This window comes from Sinorhizobium meliloti (genome assembly GCF_017876815.1).
Classification (GTDB): Bacteria; Pseudomonadota; Alphaproteobacteria; order Rhizobiales; family Rhizobiaceae; genus Sinorhizobium; species Sinorhizobium meliloti.
On record NZ_JAGIOS010000002.1, the window covers coordinates 187336 to 205138 of the forward strand.

Genomic DNA, 17803 nt, shown 5'->3' on the forward strand with positions numbered 1-17803 from the left:
TAAAATAAATAGATTTTACTTATCGATCTATCCCCCGCAGATTTCCCAGGCAGGGCGGATTTCAGGGCGCGCAAGTCGCCGTTGCCGCCGCGAGAGCTTGCCAATTCGAATGCCAACAAAAAGGGGAATTAGCATGCCGTTTTCAAAGATCTTCCTGGGTGCGGGGACTGCCCTCATCCTCGCATCTTCCGCCGCCTATGCCGAAACCGAGCTCACGGTCTACACGTCCATCGAAGCGGTCGACCTCGACCGTTACAAGGAGACCTTCAAAAAGGCCCACCCCGACATCAAGATCAACTGGGTCCGCGACTCCACCGGCGTCATGACGGCCAAGCTTCTGGCGGAGAAAGACAATCCGCAGGCCGACGTGGTCTGGGGCGTGGCTGCGACATCGCTGCTGCTGCTGAAGTCAGAGGGCATGCTCGAACCTTATTCTCCGAAGAATGTAGAGGCGCTCGACCCGAGATTCGTGGACGGCGACAAGCCGCCGAGCTGGGTGGGCATGGACGCATATGTGGCGGCTCTCTGTTACAATACCGTGGAGGCCGGGAAGCTCGGCCTGACGCCGCCAACCAGCTGGAAGGATCTCACGAAGCCCGAATACAAGGGCCATGTCGTGATGCCCAACCCCAATTCCTCCGGCACAGGCTTCCTCGACGTCTCCGCCTGGCTTCAGACGTTCGGCGAAGAGGAAGCCTGGTCTTTCATGGACGCTCTGCACGAGAACATTGCCGCCTATACTCATTCGGGCTCCAAGCCTTGCAAGATGGCGGCATCAGGCGAAACCGTCATCGGCGTATCCTTCGAATTCCCGGGCGCCAAGGCCAAGACGTCGGGTGCGCCCATCGATATCATCTTTCCTTCCGAAGGATCGGGTTGGGAAGCCGAGGCCACGGCGATCATCGCCGGGACGGCCAATCTCGAGGCGGCGAAAACGCTGGTCGACTGGTCGATCAGCAAGGAAGCCAACGAGATGTACAATGTCGGCTATGCCGTCGTGGCTTATCCCGGGGTCGCAAAGCCGATCGAGAACCTTCCCGACGACGTCGCCGACAAGATGATCAAGAACGACTTCGAGTGGGCCGCAAACAACCGCGCCCGCATTCTGAAGGAATGGCAGAAGCGTTACGACGCGAAATCCGAGCCCAAGTCCTGATCCGCATGCATCTCCCGGGAACGTTCGGCGCTTGGCCACGAGCGTTCCCGTCAAGTCCCATCGAATGCATATTGCCCAGGAGCTTGCGGATGAAACATGCAACAGCCCCCGCGGAGCCGGCCATGCCCGCCTCCGCTACCCGTCAGATCGAAGGACGGCCATTCCTCGAAATCGACGGCCTCTGGAAGGCCTATGGCGATTTCGTCGCGCTGCGCGACATCGACCTTCAGGTGAAGGAGGGCGAATTCATCTGTTTCCTCGGACCTTCCGGCTGCGGAAAGACCACGCTACTGAGGGCCATCGCCGGCCTCGACATCCAGTCGCGGGGCACCATTTGCCAAGGCGGACAGGATATTTCGAGGTTGCCGCCGGCGCAGCGGGACTATGGCATCGTCTTTCAGTCCTATGCGCTCTTCCCGAATCTTACCATCGAGAAGAACATCGCCTTCGGGCTCGAGAATATCGGCCGCCCGCGGCGCGAAATCGCCTCACGCGTTTCTGAGCTTCTGGAGCTCGTCGGTTTGAGCAGCCAGGGCCGGAAATACCCGGCCCAGCTATCCGGCGGACAGCAGCAGCGCGTGGCTCTTGCCCGCGCCATGGCGATCTCGCCGGGCCTGCTGCTTCTCGACGAGCCCCTGTCGGCGCTCGACGCCAAGGTGCGCGTGCATCTGAGACACGAGATCAAGGAGCTGCAGCGCAAGCTCGGCGTCACCACGATCATGGTCACGCACGATCAGGAAGAGGCGCTCGCCATGGCCGACCGCATCGTCGTCATGAACCAAGGCGGCATCGAACAGGTAGGTACGCCGACCGAGATCTATCGCCACCCGAAGACACTCTTCGTCGCCGACTTCATCGGAGAGACCAATCAGTTCCCCGCAACGGTCGGGAAGGGGGCGCAGGTCGAGATCGGGCACACGCGATTTGCCTGTGCCGAGCACCGGCTGCCATCAGGTGCATCGGTCGTAGCCGCTGTCCGGCCGGCCGATATCATCCCGCACGGCGCCGCCGCCCATCGGGCGACCGGGCTCGATGCCGTAGGCAATGCGGACAATCTCATCGACGCGCATGTGGAGGATATGGAGTTTCTCGGCATGTTCTGGCGCACACGGCTCTCGGCCCCGCGCCTGAAAGAGAAGGCGCTCGTGGCGGACTTCTCGACGAACGCGGTTCGCCGCCTGAGCATCGAGATCGGCAGCGCCATCCAGGTCGAAATCCCGCAGGAACGCCTGCTCCTTTTTGCAAAGGCCTGACGCGAATGACGCTTGCTGTCGATTTCCTTCCGCCCGGCCGAGCCGTTCGGCAGCAGATTTCCGGCGATGACTGGCTCAAACGCGCAGTCATGCTCGTCGTCGGCATCTATCTGGTTGTTGCACTTGCGCTACCGCTCTTCGTGATGCTGTCGAAGTCGTTCTCCACCTACACGTTCGATCTCCACCAGTTCGAGTTCCAGGTGAGCGACCAAAGCGGGCAGGGGTGGAGCGATCCCGTTACCGCCGCGGCGCTCAATGCCGCCGTCGCCGCCTTCCCGGAAAGCGACCTCAAGGCCAGCGCCGACGGGCGGCTGCAGGCGGCGAAGCTTTTCCCGGATTTCAGCTTCCGCAGCCCCGTCAGATATCGCATCCGCGGCACGAGCGACGAGACGCACTTCCTTGCCGGTTCGCAGCTGGTGCGCGGTACCGAGTGGCAGGAATATGACAGCAACAATTTCCGCCGGGTGATGCTGCGGCCCTCGCGCTCGATCGGGCTCTCCAACTTCGCCGAGTATTTTTCAACGCCTTCTCTGGTCCGTTCGATCAAGAATTCGGTGACGATGGCGCTGATCAGCACCGCAGTCACGCTCGTCGTCGCTTTCGGGCTCGCCTATGCCCTGAACAGGAGCCGGATGCCGGGGAAGGGGCTGTTCAAGCTCATCGTCACGATCCCGATCCTCGTTCCGTCCCTCTTGCCGGGCATCGCGCTCGTGTACCTGTTCGGCAACCAGGGCGTCTTCAGGGATCTGCTGCTCGGCCATTCGATCTATGGCCCGCTCGGCATCGTCGTGGGCTCGGTATTCTTCACGCTGCCGCACGCCTTTCTGATCATATCGACGGCGCTCTGGGTCGCCGACGCCCGTCACTACGAGGCGGCGACGTCGCTTCGCGCAAGCAAGTGGCGGACCTTCTGGACGGTGACCGTGCCCGGCGCCCGATACGGTTTGATCTCCGCCGCCTTCGTCGTCTTCACCCTGGTCATAACCGATTTCGGCCTGCCCAAGGTCATCGGCGGGCAATATGGCATGCTTGCCGTCGACATCTACAAGCAGGTCATCGGCCAGCAAAATTTCGAAATGGGCGCCGTCGTCTCGGTCATTCTGCTCGTTCCGGCATTTCTGGCCTTCGCGGTGGATCGCCTGACACAGCGCCGGCAGGTGGCCCTGCTGTCTGCGCGCGCCGTACCCTATGAGCCGAAACCGCGGCGCGGCTTCGATGCGGCATGCTTTGCTTTCTGCACGCTGGTCGCAGTCTTCGTGCTCGGCATGATCGGCATGTGCCAGGTCGCGGCGCTCGTGAAGTTCTGGCCCTACGATCTCAGCCTGTCGCTGCGCAACTATGCCTTCGATCTCATGGATGGCGGCGGCTGGGACTCCTATTACAATTCGATCCGGCTCGCTCTCATGACGGCTGTCATCGGCTCACTGATCGTGTTCACCGGCGCCTACATGGTCGAAAAGACCAAGGGCTTCGGGCTCGGCCGGGCGACATTCCATATGCTCGCCATGCTTCCGATGGCCGTGCCGGGCATGGTGCTGGGTCTTGCCTATATCTTCTTCTTCAACAGTGCCGCAAACCCGCTTCACGGCATCTACGGCACGATGACGATCCTGGTGCTGTGCACGGTCACGCATTTCTACACCGTCGCCCATCTGACGGCGCTCACTGCGCTGAAGCAGCTGGACCCGGAGTTCGAGGCGGTGGCGGGTTCTCTGAAGATTCCTTTCTACAAGCTCTTCTTCCGGGTCACACTGCCGGTTTGCCTCCCTGCCGTGCTGGAGATCGCGATCTATCTCTTCGTCAACGCCATGACGACGGTCTCGGCGGTCGTGTTCCTCTATGCCACGGACACCAAGCTCGCCTCGGTTGCGATCCTGAACATGGACGATGCGGGCGACATAGCCCCGGCGGCCGCGATGGGCATGATGATCTTCTACACCAATGTCGCGGCAAAACTTCTTCACGCGTTTGTATCGCGGCTTCTTCTTGCCCGCACACAGGGCTGGCGGCGTGTATCGCAGAGTGCAGCGGCTACCGTTCCGCACTGACCGCCGAGCCGGCTAACGTGACGTCACCCCCGCCTTTGTGGGGGTGACAAGTCGAAGTTTCCAATCTCATTATTTCGGGTGGGGCTGACGGGCAGGCGCACGCCATGCGTGCGGGGTGGAAAATTGGCAGCTGCAGAACGGCACAGCCGTAAATGCGCACAATCGTCAGAGAGGGAAGCTTACGATGCCGAACCCTAGCCAGACCAGCGACAATTGGTGGATCAACGATCAGACGCCGGATAACCCTTACGGCAAGAGCGAGGACTATGAGTCTTTTCTCGACTACCTTGGGGCGTTGCCCCGCAGTCTGACGCCGGAAATGGCTGCGGGAACGCTGAGGATCAACGTTTACGAGCTCAACGATCACCCCGAGTACAAGGCCGCCGCGATAGGCGCCTTGCAGATGTGGGCATCCGTCACCCCACTGAAGTTCGAGATCGTCGACGACACACCGTTCGACAGCACGACGGACTGGATGGAGGTCGTCAGCCCCGAGCTCGGCGAGGAGGACGATGGCAGCGCCTATTCGAGCAACCGTTATGTCAGCATCGGTCAGCGTTTCCACGACACGGAACCCAATAAGACGGATATCGGCGGCTATGTCTTCGATTCCTTTATCCATGAGTTCGGCCATGAATTCGGGCTGAACCATCCCGGGCTCTACAATTACAGCGGTCCCGGCGGCGTGCAGATCAACTACCTGAACAATGCGACCTGGACCTATGATCGCCAGCAATACAGCGTCATGTCCTATTTCGATGGGATCGATGTCGGGGAAACCAGCCGCTGGTCTGCCTCGACCCCGCTCATGGCCGACATAGAGGCCGTCATCCGCCGCTTTTTCTCAACCGTCGACGAGAATGGAGTGCGTACCTATCAGCACATCGACCTCAACACAGGGGACAATGTCTACGGCTTCGGGAGCACGCAGTACGGCTACCAATTGACCTCGTCCGGCATGCAGCACGACATCGGTTTTGCCATTCATGACACCGGCGGGGTCGACACGATCGACTTCTCCGGCTCGACCGCGGGTACGATCCTCGACTTGCGCGCCGGACAGTTCTCAAGTGTCAACGGTCACAGCAATAATGTGTCGATCTTCGCCGGCCACAATGCGGATGCGGCGGACTATTACATCGAGACGGGGATCGGCAGCAGGTTTGACGACATCCTGATCGGCAATGACGGCGCCAACACCCTGGACGGCCGGAGCGGCGGCGACCGCATGGCTGGCAACGGCGGCGACGATACTTATTTCGTCGATTCGCTGGAGGACATCGTTCGTGAGGAGGCCAATGGCGGCAACGACACGGTCATCCTCCTGTCCAGGAACCTGAAAATCAGGAAAATCGCCAACGTCGAAAACATCATCTACGCCGACGAGTCGACAACCCAGCCGGGCGGCGGCGGCGCGTCTCCGCCCATCGCCGGGGACAACACGATGACCAGCATCATCTTCGGCGGCAACGGAAATGATACGCTCGACGGCGGCGCCGGCGACGACACGATTTTCGGCAAGGGAGGAGACGACCTGATCATCGGCGGCCGCGACTCGCTCGCCAGCCGCGATATCAACAACACGATCGATGTCGAAGATCTTGAAGACCAGACCGAAAGCGACGATGGCAACGATACGCTCTACGGCGGCGGCGGCAATGACACCATTCTTGGCGGCCAGGGCAACGATATTCTCGACGGGGGCGCCGGCGACGATGTGCTGAGCGGCCAGGACGGCGTGGACATATTCAGGGGCGGGGCAGGCGTCGATACTGTCGATTTCAGCAAGGAGAGCCCTTTCCAACTGCTCGTCAACCTTGCCACGAATGTCGCCAGCGGCGGCACCGCCTCAGGCGACACTTTCCACAGCATCGAAAACCTGATCGGTTCCGATGACCGCATTGACCGCTTCATCGGCACATCCGCCGCAAATCATTTCTGGGGCCAAGGCGGCGGGGATTATTTCAATGGCGGCGGCGGCAATGACATTCTGGATGGCGGCAACGATGGCGATATCCTGTATGGCGAAGCCGGCAACGACACGGTCATCGGTGGCGCCGGTCAGGACTATCTGGATGGTGGTTCCGGTATCGACACGGTCGTCTATGCGGGCAGCCCGGACGGCGTGACGATCGATCTTGCCAACGGCACGGCCAGCGGCGGCGACGGTGATGGTCCGGTGCAAATCGTCGGCCGAGGCGCAGTCATCCGGCACGATATTCTCGTCGGCTTCGAAAATGCCGCCGGTTCATCGTTCGATGACCATCTCATCGGCAATGCCCTGGCCAATGAGCTCTCCGGCGGTGCTGGCGACGATACGCTGACCGGCGGCGGCGGCGCCGACAGATTGAACGGCGGCGCCGGCAGCGACACGGCGGACTACGCTGACGCGACGAGCGGCGTGAGGCTCAGTCTCGCTGGAGGCAGGTCCGGCGGAGATACATATGTCTCCATCGAGAATCTTGCGGGGTCGGGATTCGGCGACCGGCTGACCGGCAACGGCGCAGCCAATGTGTTGACCGGCCAAGGCGGAAACGACACGATCGACGGCGGCCGCGGTGACGACACCCTGCTCGGCGATTTTGCCTATCAGGGGGACGCGCCGCCGCGTCCGGGCATGGGAAGCGGCTACGCCACGCTTGGACCGGACGCGGCGAACAACTCCATCGCAGCCGCGTTCGACATTTCCAACAACTTTTCCCTGACCAGCGACCCCGATATCTTCGATTCGACAACGATCCTTCATACGACCGTCAACGCCACCGGAAACGGCCGGGGCGGGTACTACAAGATCGATCTGGCGGCCGGTACGGTCATTACGATCGACATTGACGGAATTGCCGATCCGAATGTCCATGACAGCTGGGTCAGGCTGCTCGACAGCGCCGGCAACATCGTCGCTCAGAACGATGACGGCGGCGGCGACCCCGGCTCTACAAGCAACCGGGATTCCAGCCTGGTATTCGTAGCTCAGGAGACCGGCACCTATTACATACTGGAAGGCAGCTGGTCACCGACGGCGCCGGGCGATGGCTGGGCGGAAGCCGTGCCGGCAGGCTCGACATATGAGTTGAACGTATCGGTCGAGTTCCCCCCTCAGCCGGCCCAGCCGGGTGTTGCGGGATCCGACACGCTCATTGGCGGCGGAGGCAGCGATCTGCTGGACGGCGGTCTGGCGGCCGACACGCTCACCGGCGGCGCGGGAGAGGATACATTCCGCTTCTCGACGGCGCTTGGAAACGGCAATGTCGACTGGATCAAGGACTTCAATGTCATCGACGACACGATCCTGCTGGACAACCTCATCTTCGAGAGCGTGGGTGGCGAAGGCGCTCTCGCCCTGGGTGCATTTTACGGGAGTGCGGGGGGCGTCGCCCATGACGCCGACGACCGCATCATCTACGATGCCGATAGCGGCGTCTTGTCCTATGACGCCGATGGCGCCGGAGAAATCGCGGCGATTCAATATGCGCAGCTGAGCACAAATCTGAAGCTTTCGGCGGCCGACTTCATTATTATCTAACCTGATAGTGGATGGGGCGCTTTCAGGCGCCCCATCCACTGCGTCGTGCATCCTTTCGAATTACAAGCCGAGCGGTAGTGCCGCTACCGTAGGGGTTTCGCGGGGCGTCCATGGGAGAGTGTGTGATGAAGCGCCCGACCAACCGCCGCACAGTATTGATGACCGCCGGAGCTGCGGCCGTCGCCGCGGTCGCCGGGCCAGTCGCTGCGCAATCGCCGGATATTCGTGGCGCAGTCACATTCGAGGGCGGCGCGGTCCCGGAAGGTCATCTAGAAATTTACCTCGAGGATCCTGCCATTCAGGACGAAGCGCGACGTCGCGCCACGGAAACGCGCATCAAAAGCGACGGCACGTCAACGTCGATAGCATTTTCCTTGTCCCCGCCCGCCAGCGTGAATGCTTCGCCAACGCTGCGGATCGTTGCGCGCCTGGAGCGTGCGGATGGCTGGCTGGTCGCGCGCGGCAGCACACGGTTCGAGGCGGGTTCGCCTGTCTACGTCACGCTCAATCCAGTTATGTATTGAAGAGCCAAGACTACAGCGCCGCGCGTCTTATCAGACGCGCAAAGGTCGCTGTAGCACTTTGGCACACGTGATCAGTCGAGCGGGATCATCACCCGTCAGGGACAGTTCCGACCCGCTGGAATCCATCGAGCGCACGCCGCAAGCGAGTGGTGGCGACCCGACCGAGCATGATTGGCGTAAGGGACCGGCCGAGCGACAGGAGCGAGCGCCCCTTGTCTTGCGATCTCACGCGCACCACCCGATCCAGATTTATAATCAGAGAGCGGCTGACGCGGAAGAATGGCGGCGTCGGAAGCTCTGCGTCGAACTGGCCGAGCAACCGGCATACCAGATGGTCCCGTGCATCCGCCATCACGATGCGCGTAAAGTCCGCTTCGGCGGCCAGCATGGCGATCCCGTCGGTCGGCAGGACGAGTGTTTGGCCCGCCATCCTGATGTGCAAGCGTCGCCTGCCCGGCATGACCACCGGCAGCACGGTTGCCGTGTCATCGAGGACCTTGCCGCCGAGTTCGAGTGCGTGCCGATAACGCCGCAACCGCTCGAGGGTCAGCGCCAGGCGCTGCCGCTCGACCGGCTTCAGCAGGAAGTCGAGCGCTGCGACATCGAAGGCTTGAGGCGCGTAGGTGCCATGTCCGGTCACGAAGACGATCGCGGGCACCTGATCGAGCCGCTTGATGAGGCCGAAGCCGTCATCGTCGCCAAGGTCGATGTCGAGGAAGATCGCATCTGGCCGCAAGGCGTGCGTCAGTTGATGCGCCTGATCCAGTGAGCCGGCTTCGCCGACGACTTCGACATCCGGGTGCGCTTGCATGAGTCGCTTCAGCCCGCGCCGGGCCGGCGGCTCGTCGTCGACAACCATCACGCGTAGCATGCAGCCCCCCTCAGCATCAGTCGCGCGATCACCTTGTCGCCGGCCTGGATCAGTGTGAGTGCGTGGCCGAGTGGATAGTGCAGTTCCAGCCGGCGGCGAATGTTGGCGAGACCGATCGGCGGACGGTCACGCTCGCCCGCCTCCAGCCGGCCGGGATTGCTGATCTCGATGAAGAGGTCGGCATCCCGACACTCTACGGTGATGCCGACCGCGAAGCGGCTGGCCGGCGAGCGCAGTCCGTGCTTCACGGCGTTCTCGACCAGCGGCTGTAGAATGAGGTGCGGCACGGCGACCGGCCGGGCGGCGGGGTCCACCTCGACCACGCAATCGAGGCGACCTTCGAACCGCAACTCCTGGATACGGATGTAGGCCATCATCGCTTCGATCTCGTCCGAGAGCGGACAGATGCGACGCGTTTGGTTCTCGAGCAAGTAGCGCAGATACGCCGTGATCCGATGGATCATCTCAAGCGCGGTGTCCGGCTCCTCCGGAATCTCCATCGCGACAGTGTTCAGCACGTTGAACAGGAAGTGTGAATCGAGTTGCAGGCGCAGCTGGTGAAGCTCGGCCCGCAGCGCCTCCTCACGAGCCCGGTGGCGCCGCATCCGTTGCTTTCGGGCGTCGGCATCCGCCTTGATCCAGAGATAGGCAAGAGACCATCCCAGAAAGATAAGGGTATAGTAGATGGCCGGGATTACCGAGCCATTGGCGCCATAGTCCGGATCGATGTTCGGCTGCAGGACGTCCTTCATTGCGTTGGCGATCAGCATCTGCAGCACGCCACCGGCAATCGAGAGCGCCAGGGCGACTGCAACGACCGTCAGCGTGACGCCGCCGATCCGGTGACGGAATATTCGGTAAGCAAGCGTAGTGAGCGCGAACCCAAGCGGCTCGAGAACGGCGGTCAATGCAAACGCGAACGCCACGTCCTCGAATGCGAGAATACGGCTGACGACGGCGAACAGCGCGCCGAAGAGCCAGCCGGCCGTCTGCGCCCGCCAGAACGAACCGAGCGCACCCACCAGAACGGTACCCGACCCGTTGAATTTTCGCTTCGTCCGGCTCCGCCTGTAGCTTGGATCCGCGATGTGACTTCCACTCAGATCGGGAAGCAGATCGGGCTCGGCAATAACAACCATCGAGCTGTAATTCCCTAATTGCCGTCATCCCGGGGCAGGATTGGTTTCTTCACCGAGTAGATCGACCGGTTCATCGAATAGGGCGTGTCTATGCGCGGAGGGCGCATCATTAATACCTATAAGGAGTCGCATATTCAGCGCGTCGCACACTCGCACGTTGAGCATGGTGGTGCAAGGTTTGCCGCCGTGTGTCGATGTATGAGCGCCATTTTTCGGGGGGATACATCGGATGAAGCACGCCACCAGAACCAGGAAAGCCCGGCCGAGGTCTTCGCTGGCAGCATTCGGACCCGGCGTCCAAGCTGCGTTTCCGTCCGAGCGGAACACGTCGCATTTTTTGATCGTGCTGGCCGTAGGGCTCGGCGGGGCGGCCCTGGCCGGCGAGGCGTATGCGGGTTGCAATGGAAATGCAACCCAGACGATCGGCCAGGTCGACTATGGATACACATGGTCGGCCTGTTGGGGCGACAGTGGTGTCGATGACAAGGATGAGAAGAACGGTGATCCCGGAGCGAGCATAACGATCAACACCCAGGCGTCGTACACGGCCGGCGCCAGTCTCCCTTACACCATGCCCTGGGATTCCGTCGGCGGTGTTATCATGACATACACAATGGGTGGCGCTGGCGTCGACGAGGGAACCGCCGGCGCCGGGGGCGCCGTGACGATCACCAATTACGGCCCCATAACCCTGACCACCTCGACGGATCCAGGCTCGATCGGCAGCTTGATTTCGGCAACGAGCTTCGGCGGCTCGGGGGACGGGGATAACGACAACTACAAGTCCAACGGTGGAGCTGGCGGGTCGGGAGGCTCGCTGACGATCACCAACTACGGCGCGCTGAGCGTAGAGTCGCTCAGCCCGAACACGGCCAGGGGCATGGCCGGCATCCATGCCGTGAGCAAGGGTGGCACCGGCGGTAATCAGAACAGCGGCGCGGCGGGCGACCAGTTCGGGGGGGTCGGCGGCAGCGGCGGAAGCATCAGCATCACCAACACCGGGCAGGTGAATCTCGGCAGCGCGACCAACCCGCTGAACGGGCTGGACTATGTCTGGGGTCTCGCCGCCGAGTCCATCGGCCAGGCGGGGGGGCACGACAATGGCGCGGGTGGCGCGGGTGGCGCCATCCAAATTCACAACGGTTCATCCGGCGGAAATGCCTCGATCGGTGCGATCAACATCTACTCGAACAGCGCCGACAGCGCGCGCGGCATCTATGCATTCAGCCAAGGCTCTTATGGCACGGCCTCTCAGGATTCATCCGACGATGGCGGCGCCGGCGCGGACGGCGGCCAGTTCAGCATCGACACCTATTCCGATATAGCCGTGGTCACCACCGGCTCCGACCCCAACGAACTGTCCGGCGGCATCGTTGCCATCAGTCAGGGTGGTGATGGCGGCGCCGGCACCGCGTCAACGACCGGAGGCCGTGGTGGGAACGGCTCTGCCTTCGGCTCTACCCTGAGCGTCCAATCAGGTGTCACGGTTTCGACAAAGGGCGATTATGTCGCCGGCGTCGTCGGGTTGGCCCAGGGCGGGCGCGGCGGCGACGGCGCCAGCGGCGAGAAGGACAGCTCCGGCGGTAGAGGCGGCGACGTCGGCGCGATTCAGATCAACGTCTATGGCGGTTCTATCGAGACAGATGGCATCCAGGCCTACGGCCTGCTGGGCGGAAGCATCGGGGGCCAGGGCGGCAATGGTGGCGACGACACGGCCGTTGTCGGAACGAGCGGCGGCGGCGGCTTCGGTGGCAATGCCGGCGGCGTCGGCGCGTATGTCACCACCGGCTCCAAGATCACGACAACAGGGGATTTTTCCGCTGCGGTCACTCTGCACTCGATCGGCGGCGGCGGCGGGACGGGGGGCGACTTCACGGACGTGCTCGGCGGTGGCGCGGGCAATGGCGGCAATGGCGGCAACGGCAACACCGCTACCATCAACAATGCTGGCGGGACGATCAGCACCTCGGGCGGGCATTCCTACGGTATCCTGGTGCAGTCGATCGGCGGCAGCGGCGGCACAGGCGGAATCGCCGAAGGATTGACGCTCGAACTGGGCGGCGATGGAGGCGAGGGCGGTTCTGCCGGGGCGGCCAGTGTCCAGAATACAGGCGCAATCACCACCGACGGTTATTCGGCGCATGGCATCCTGGCGCAGTCGATCAGCGGCGGCGGCGGCGCTGCCGGCACCGCTGGCGGCATTCTGTCGATCGGCGGCACCGGCGGCAACGCCAACTACGCGGGGAATGCCGAGGTCCAGAGTTCAGGCGCCATCAGCACCGGCGGCGACGCGGCGATCGGCATCCTGGCGCAATCGATCGGCGGTGGCGGCGGCTCTGGCGGCGGTGCCAAAGGCATCGCGACAGTCGGAGGCTCGGGTGGCGCCGGCGGTTACGGCACCTACGCCAGCGTATGGCTGAACGGCGGCTCGATTGCCACGCGGGGCGAGATGGCGCATGGGATCATGGCGCAATCGATCGGCGGTGGCGGCGGCAACGGCGGCAGTGTGATCGACATGTCGGTCGGGATTCCGGCGCTGGGCGTCGGTGGAAGCGCCACGGGCGGCGGTAGCGGCGGGTGGGTTTGCGTCACCAATGAAAATTCGGGCGGCGACTGTTCTACAGGCTCCGGAGCGCCGCAGGCCGTCGCGATCGCGACCGCGGGTGCCGGCGCGGTCGGCATACTCGCGCAGTCGATCGGCGGCGGCGGCGGCAATGGCGGTAACGCCACCGGCGGCGATGCCGGGTTCGGCAGCTTCCAGATTGGCGGTGGCGGTGGCGGTGGCGGCTACGCAAATACCGCAAACGTCGGTTTCCAGGGGCTGACCCTGACGACCCAGGGCTCGCACGCCGCGGGGATCGTGGCGCAGTCGGTGGGCGGCGGTGGCGGCACCGGCGGCACCGCCAGTTCCTATTCCGCCGGTATCGGCTTCACGGCGTCCGTGGCGGTCGGCGGTACCGGTGGCAATGGCGGCGCCGGCGGCGAGGTCTCCGTAAGCCTGACCGACAGCGCCATCAGGACCGGCCAGGGCGGTGGAGACGTGACCGACGCCATCGGCGTGCTTGCGCAGTCGATCGGCGGCGGTGGCGGCAATGGCGGCTCATCGATTGCCGACGCGCTCACCGTGGCGGTGCCGACCGGCGAAGACGTCTCTCTGGCGATGAGCGTCGCCACGGCGGTCGGGGGCAGTGGTGGATCAGGCGGGACGGCTAAGGAGGTGTCGCTGACGCTGGACGGCAGCACCGCCGTCTTCACGAAAGGCGATTCTTCGCATGGCCTCCTGGCGCAATCGATCGGCGGCGGCGGCGGCAATGGCGGCAGTGCGTCGTCGATGTCTTCGACCGCCGGCACGGTGGACACGATCAGCGCCGACATCGGCGTCTCGGTCGGCGGCTCGGGCAGCGCCGGCGGCAATGGCGGCGCCGTCACGGCCGCTCTCAAGGACAGCGCCTCGGTGACGACGGCCGACGACTATGCCAATGCGATCGTGGTGCAGTCGATCGGCGGCGGCGGCGGCAATGGCGGCGTAGGCAGCGTCAACAGCAAGGAGATCGGCAGCGGCTTCAACCTGACGGCAAACGTCGGGGTCGGCGGGTCTGGCAGCGGCGGAGCCAGTGGTGGAAACGCGATCGTCGGCCTCGACAGCGGTACCCACCTGCAGACCAGCGGGTCCGGCGCGCGCGGCGTAATCGTCCAGTCGATCGGTGGCGGCGGCGGCACTTCGCAGGGCGCCAGCGTCGGGCTGTCGGCCAGCGCCAGCCTGCCCGGCGGTGGCGAGGAAGCCGCTGAAGCGGAAGAATCCGAAGAGGGCAGCGGCGCCTTCTCCGCATCCGTCGGCGTTTCCGTTGGCCGGACCGGCGGCAGCGGCGGCTCGTCCGGCACGGTCAACGTCACCACCGCGGGTACAATCTCTACCTTCGGCGCGGACGCCGACGGGGTGCTTGCACAGTCGATCGGCGGCGGCGGCGGGTTGGGTGGTTCGGTGGGGCAGGCGTCTTCCGGCGATTCCGAACCACTCGATGACGAAGGCGACAGCGAGTGCGCCAGCGAAGGCGGCAATGGCGATGACGGACACGGCTACTGCTTCGGCGTCAGTGTCGGCGCCACCATCGACGATGGCGGCACTGGCGGCACGGCCGCCAACGGCAACGCGGTCACGCTGACCCATGCCGGCCACATTGCCACCGCGGGCGACTGGGCAGACGGCATCGTCGCCCAATCGATCGGCGGCGGCGGCGGTGCGGGCGGCACCTCCACCGCGTCCGGCAGCCAGGCGACGGCCAACATCACCGTCGGTGTCGGCGGCAGCGGCGGTGCGGGCGGCAATGGCGGCGCGGTCGGCATCACCTTCGACGATAACCATGGCAACAGCATCAGCACCGCGGGATACAGCGCCTATGGCGTGTTGCTGCAGTCGATCGGCGGCGGTGGCGGGCAGGGCGGCGACGGTTCCGACGAGGCGGCGGGCAGGATCACCGTCGGGGGCGGCTTCGGCGGCAGCGGCGGTGCGGGCGGCAGCGGCGGCATGGTCACCGCCAAGGGGTGGATCAACCTTTCGACGAGCGGCGATGACGCGCACGGCATCGTCGCGCAGTCGATCGGCGGCGGCGGCGGCGTCGGCGGCGCCGGAAGCAGCACGGCCGCCGAAAAAGAGCACAGCCACACGATCGATCTCGTCGTCGGCGGCAGCGGCGGTGTCGGCGGCAGCGGCGGCGAGGTTGATCTCAGCGTCGGCACGACCCTCAGCACTTCCGGCGCCCGGGCATTCGGCCTCGTCGCACAGTCGATCGGCGGCGGCGGCGGCATCGGGGGCGCCGGCGAGGCCGACAGCATTGCCTCGCTGGTGGTGGGCGGCTCAGGCGGTGGAACAATAGACGGCGGCGCCGTCACGGTCGACCTGACGAGCCAGAGCTCGATCACCACGCAGGGCATAGCCGCCCATGGCCTCGTCGCCCAGTCGATCGGCGGCGGCGGCGGCGTTGGCGGCGCCGCCTCGGGTGCGCCGCTCTCCTTCACCGGCAGCAGCCCCGGCAGCCACGGTGACGGTGGCGACGTCGCCGTCACGGCCGACGGCAGCATCTTCACGCGCGGCGACTACGCCTTCGGCGTGCTGGCGCAGTCGATCGGCGGCGGCGGCGGTTTCGGCGGCAACGCGACGAGTGCCTTTATCGGCTCCAACGGAAATCTCTCGTCGGACGGCAAGAGCGGCAATGTGACGGTCAGCTTCGATGCCGGCAGGACCATCCAGGCGTCCGGCAAGGACTCGATCGGCATATTCGCGCAGAGCGATGCAGGGACGGACAACAACGGCACGATCGATGTGACCGTCAATGGTACTGTCACCGGCGGCTCCGGCGACAACGGCGCCGGTATCTGGGTTTCGGCCGGGAAAGACAACGTGGTGACCGTCAATTCCGGAGGCAATGTCTCGGCCGCTTCGGGCGTCGCCGTGCAATATACCGCCGGCATGAACTCGCCCGAAGACAGCACCCTGGTGGTGAATAACGCCGGTACGATCAGCGGCAGCGTGAAGGGGGCCCTAACCGTCGCGGCCAAAATGCCGAGGCTTGCCCGCTCCGGCCGCGACACCGTAGTCTCCGTCGTCAACAAGACGGGCGGCGTGCTGACGGATGCGGAGATCTACGAGGCCGACGTGATGAATCATGGCCGGCTGACGATCGGCCAATCCGGCGGCATCGACGCCACCCGAATCACCGGCGACCTCACGCAGGATGCAGGTGGCATACTGGGGTTCACCGCCGACTTTGCCGGCTTCCGCATGGACCGGCTGATCATCGACGGCGACGCGACGCTCGCCGGCAAGTTCACGGTGAACGCCATCAGCGTCCTGCCCGACATCAGTCTGCCGTTCCTCACCGTCGCAGGCACGCTGGACCATGCGCTGAGCGCCGAGTCGTCGATCTTCGAATATTCCATCAGCCGGGCGGGAAACGAGCTGTCGGTTTCAGCGGACTCGGCTCACTTCACCGATCCCGGCGCCATGCTCAACGAAGACCAGATCAATGTCGCCGGTCATCTGCAGGAGGTTTGGGACGCCGGCGGCGGTTCCTTCGGCACGCTTTTCGGCACGCTCGGATCTCTGGCCGACCGCAATTCCGGCGACTATGCGGCTGCTCTCTCCGACATGTCGCCCGGCATTTCGGGCGCGGCCGCGGCCGGCAGCATCGCCATGACGCAGCAGCGTCTCGACCTGCTGTTGAGCTGTCCGATGTTTGCCGATGGCACCTCGGCTCTGGTCGAGACCAGTTGCGTTTGGAGCCAGGCCGGCGCACAAACACTCGACCAGAAGGCCAGCGGCGGCATGTCGGGCTTCGATACGACGACCTACGCTCTTCGGGCGGGGGCCCAAATGGAGGTGTCGCCGGACTGGTTCGTCGGCATCGCCGGCGGCTATGACCGCAGTTCCATTCGCGGCGACGACGGCCGGGTCGACGCCGACGGCGACATCATCTATGCCGGCGCCTCGTTGAAACATGAGATCGGGCCGTGGCTTCTTTCGGGCGCTGTCGCCGGCAGCTATGGTTGGTACGACAACACGCGCACGATCCGCATCCCGGGCTTCGCCGGCCAGGCCGAGGGCGATCCGGAGATCTACAACCTCAGCACCCGTGTACGCGCCGCCTATACCTTCGCGCAGGACCCCTATTATGTGCGGCCCCTGGTCGATCTCGATCTGATCTACTCGCATGCCAGCGGATATCGCGAGTCGGGAACCGGCGCGCTCGATCTCCTGGTCGACGATGCCGGCCAATGGAGCTTCCACGCAACCCCGGCGATCGAGGTCGGCACGCGGGTGGAGGTGAACGAAACGACGGTGATGCGGGCGTTTGCAGGCGCCGGAGTGAGCTTCAGCACTGTCGATAGCTGGGATACCTCGGCCCGGCTGGCCGGTGCACCGGCCGGGATCGGTATGTTCGACAGCGAGGTGCCGCTGGCAGATGTGGTCGGGCGGGTAACCGCGGGCCTCGATCTTGCAACGGATAGCGGCTTCGGTCTCCGCGTGGAATATAACGGCTCATTCTCGGATACCTACAACAGTCATGCCGGTTCGCTGCGCTTGAGCCACAAGTTCTGAGGAGACGACTCGAGACAATGCAGCTGCACAGGAGCAGCGGACGCTCCGGGCGGGGCGTCCTCGACGCGGCTTCGCATCACTGTTCCGGCACGGAAAGATTTTCCAAACAGAAAGATTTTCCAAAGTCAGCGGATCTCCGGCCAAGCCATGTCCTGACTCGGCCCGGATCGCGGGGTAGACGAGGTTCGACAAA

The 17803-nt window shown here is 64.1% G+C and carries 8 protein-coding genes; 6 read left to right on the forward strand and 2 right to left on the reverse strand.

Features of this window, described 5'->3' with window-relative positions; genetic code table 11:
* Positions 1 to 133 precede the first annotated feature (133 nt).
* The 5 genes from JOH52_RS19810 to JOH52_RS19830 all read left to right on the forward strand — a co-directional run bounded on the left by JOH52_RS19810 (position 134) and on the right by JOH52_RS19830 (position 8504).
* Positions 134 to 1156, forward strand: coding sequence for a putative 2-aminoethylphosphonate ABC transporter substrate-binding protein (locus JOH52_RS19810; protein ID WP_014527143.1), 1023 nt, complete (start codon positions 134 to 136; stop codon positions 1154 to 1156).
* An 89-nt stretch (positions 1157 to 1245) separates the two neighbouring features.
* Entirely contained in the window at positions 1246 to 2409 is a 1164-nt protein-coding gene (locus JOH52_RS19815) for a putative 2-aminoethylphosphonate ABC transporter ATP-binding protein (protein WP_014527142.1), read from the forward strand.
* Between the two features lie 5 nt (positions 2410 to 2414).
* Positions 2415 to 4457, forward strand: a complete 2043-nt coding sequence (locus JOH52_RS19820; RefSeq protein ID WP_014527141.1) for a putative 2-aminoethylphosphonate ABC transporter permease subunit — start codon at positions 2415 to 2417, stop codon at positions 4455 to 4457.
* A 184-nt stretch (positions 4458 to 4641) separates the two neighbouring features.
* Positions 4642 to 7980: a M10 family metallopeptidase C-terminal domain-containing protein gene (locus JOH52_RS19825; RefSeq protein ID WP_015243022.1), complete on the forward strand. Its 3339-nt coding sequence runs from the start codon at positions 4642 to 4644 to the stop codon at positions 7978 to 7980.
* Positions 7981 to 8105: 125 nt separating this feature from the next.
* A complete protein-coding gene (locus tag JOH52_RS19830; RefSeq protein WP_010975829.1) occupies positions 8106 to 8504 on the forward strand; it encodes a hypothetical protein in 399 nt (132 codons plus the stop codon).
* A gap of 88 nt (positions 8505 to 8592) precedes the next feature.
* On the opposite strand, the gene JOH52_RS19835 is transcribed toward JOH52_RS19830, so the two are convergent.
* Positions 8593 to 9375, reverse strand: a complete 783-nt coding sequence (locus JOH52_RS19835) for a LytR/AlgR family response regulator transcription factor (RefSeq protein ID WP_014527139.1) — start codon at positions 9373 to 9375, stop codon at positions 8593 to 8595.
* Positions 9363 to 10514 (reverse strand): sensor histidine kinase, encoded by a 1152-nt coding sequence (locus tag JOH52_RS19840; RefSeq protein ID WP_014527138.1) that lies wholly within the window; start codon positions 10512 to 10514, stop codon positions 9363 to 9365. Before JOH52_RS19840 ends, JOH52_RS19835 begins: the two co-directional genes overlap by 13 nt.
* Positions 10515 to 10743: 229 nt before the next feature.
* Here JOH52_RS19840 and JOH52_RS19845 point away from each other — a divergent pair, with 229 nt between their 5' ends.
* Positions 10744 to 17610: an autotransporter outer membrane beta-barrel domain-containing protein gene (locus JOH52_RS19845; protein WP_164857709.1), complete on the forward strand. Its 6867-nt coding sequence runs from the start codon at positions 10744 to 10746 to the stop codon at positions 17608 to 17610.
* Positions 17611 to 17803 lie beyond the last annotated feature (193 nt).

Coding starts and splice junctions, on each gene's coding strand:
- JOH52_RS19810 (WP_014527143.1), top strand. CDS start 134: ATGCCGTTTTCAAAGATCTTCCTGGGTGCGGGGACTGCCCTCATCCTC.
- JOH52_RS19815 (WP_014527142.1), top strand. CDS start 1,246: ATGAAACATGCAACAGCCCCCGCGGAGCCGGCCATGCCCGCCTCCGCT.
- JOH52_RS19820 (WP_014527141.1), top strand. CDS start 2,415: ATGACGCTTGCTGTCGATTTCCTTCCGCCCGGCCGAGCCGTTCGGCAG.
- JOH52_RS19825 (WP_015243022.1), top strand. CDS start 4,642: ATGCCGAACCCTAGCCAGACCAGCGACAATTGGTGGATCAACGATCAG.
- JOH52_RS19830 (WP_010975829.1), top strand. CDS start 8,106: ATGAAGCGCCCGACCAACCGCCGCACAGTATTGATGACCGCCGGAGCT.
- JOH52_RS19835 (WP_014527139.1), bottom strand. CDS start 9,375: ATGCTACGCGTGATGGTTGTCGACGACGAGCCGCCGGCCCGGCGCGGG.
- JOH52_RS19840 (WP_014527138.1), bottom strand. CDS start 10,514: ATGGTTGTTATTGCCGAGCCCGATCTGCTTCCCGATCTGAGTGGAAGT.
- JOH52_RS19845 (WP_164857709.1), top strand. CDS start 10,744: ATGAAGCACGCCACCAGAACCAGGAAAGCCCGGCCGAGGTCTTCGCTG.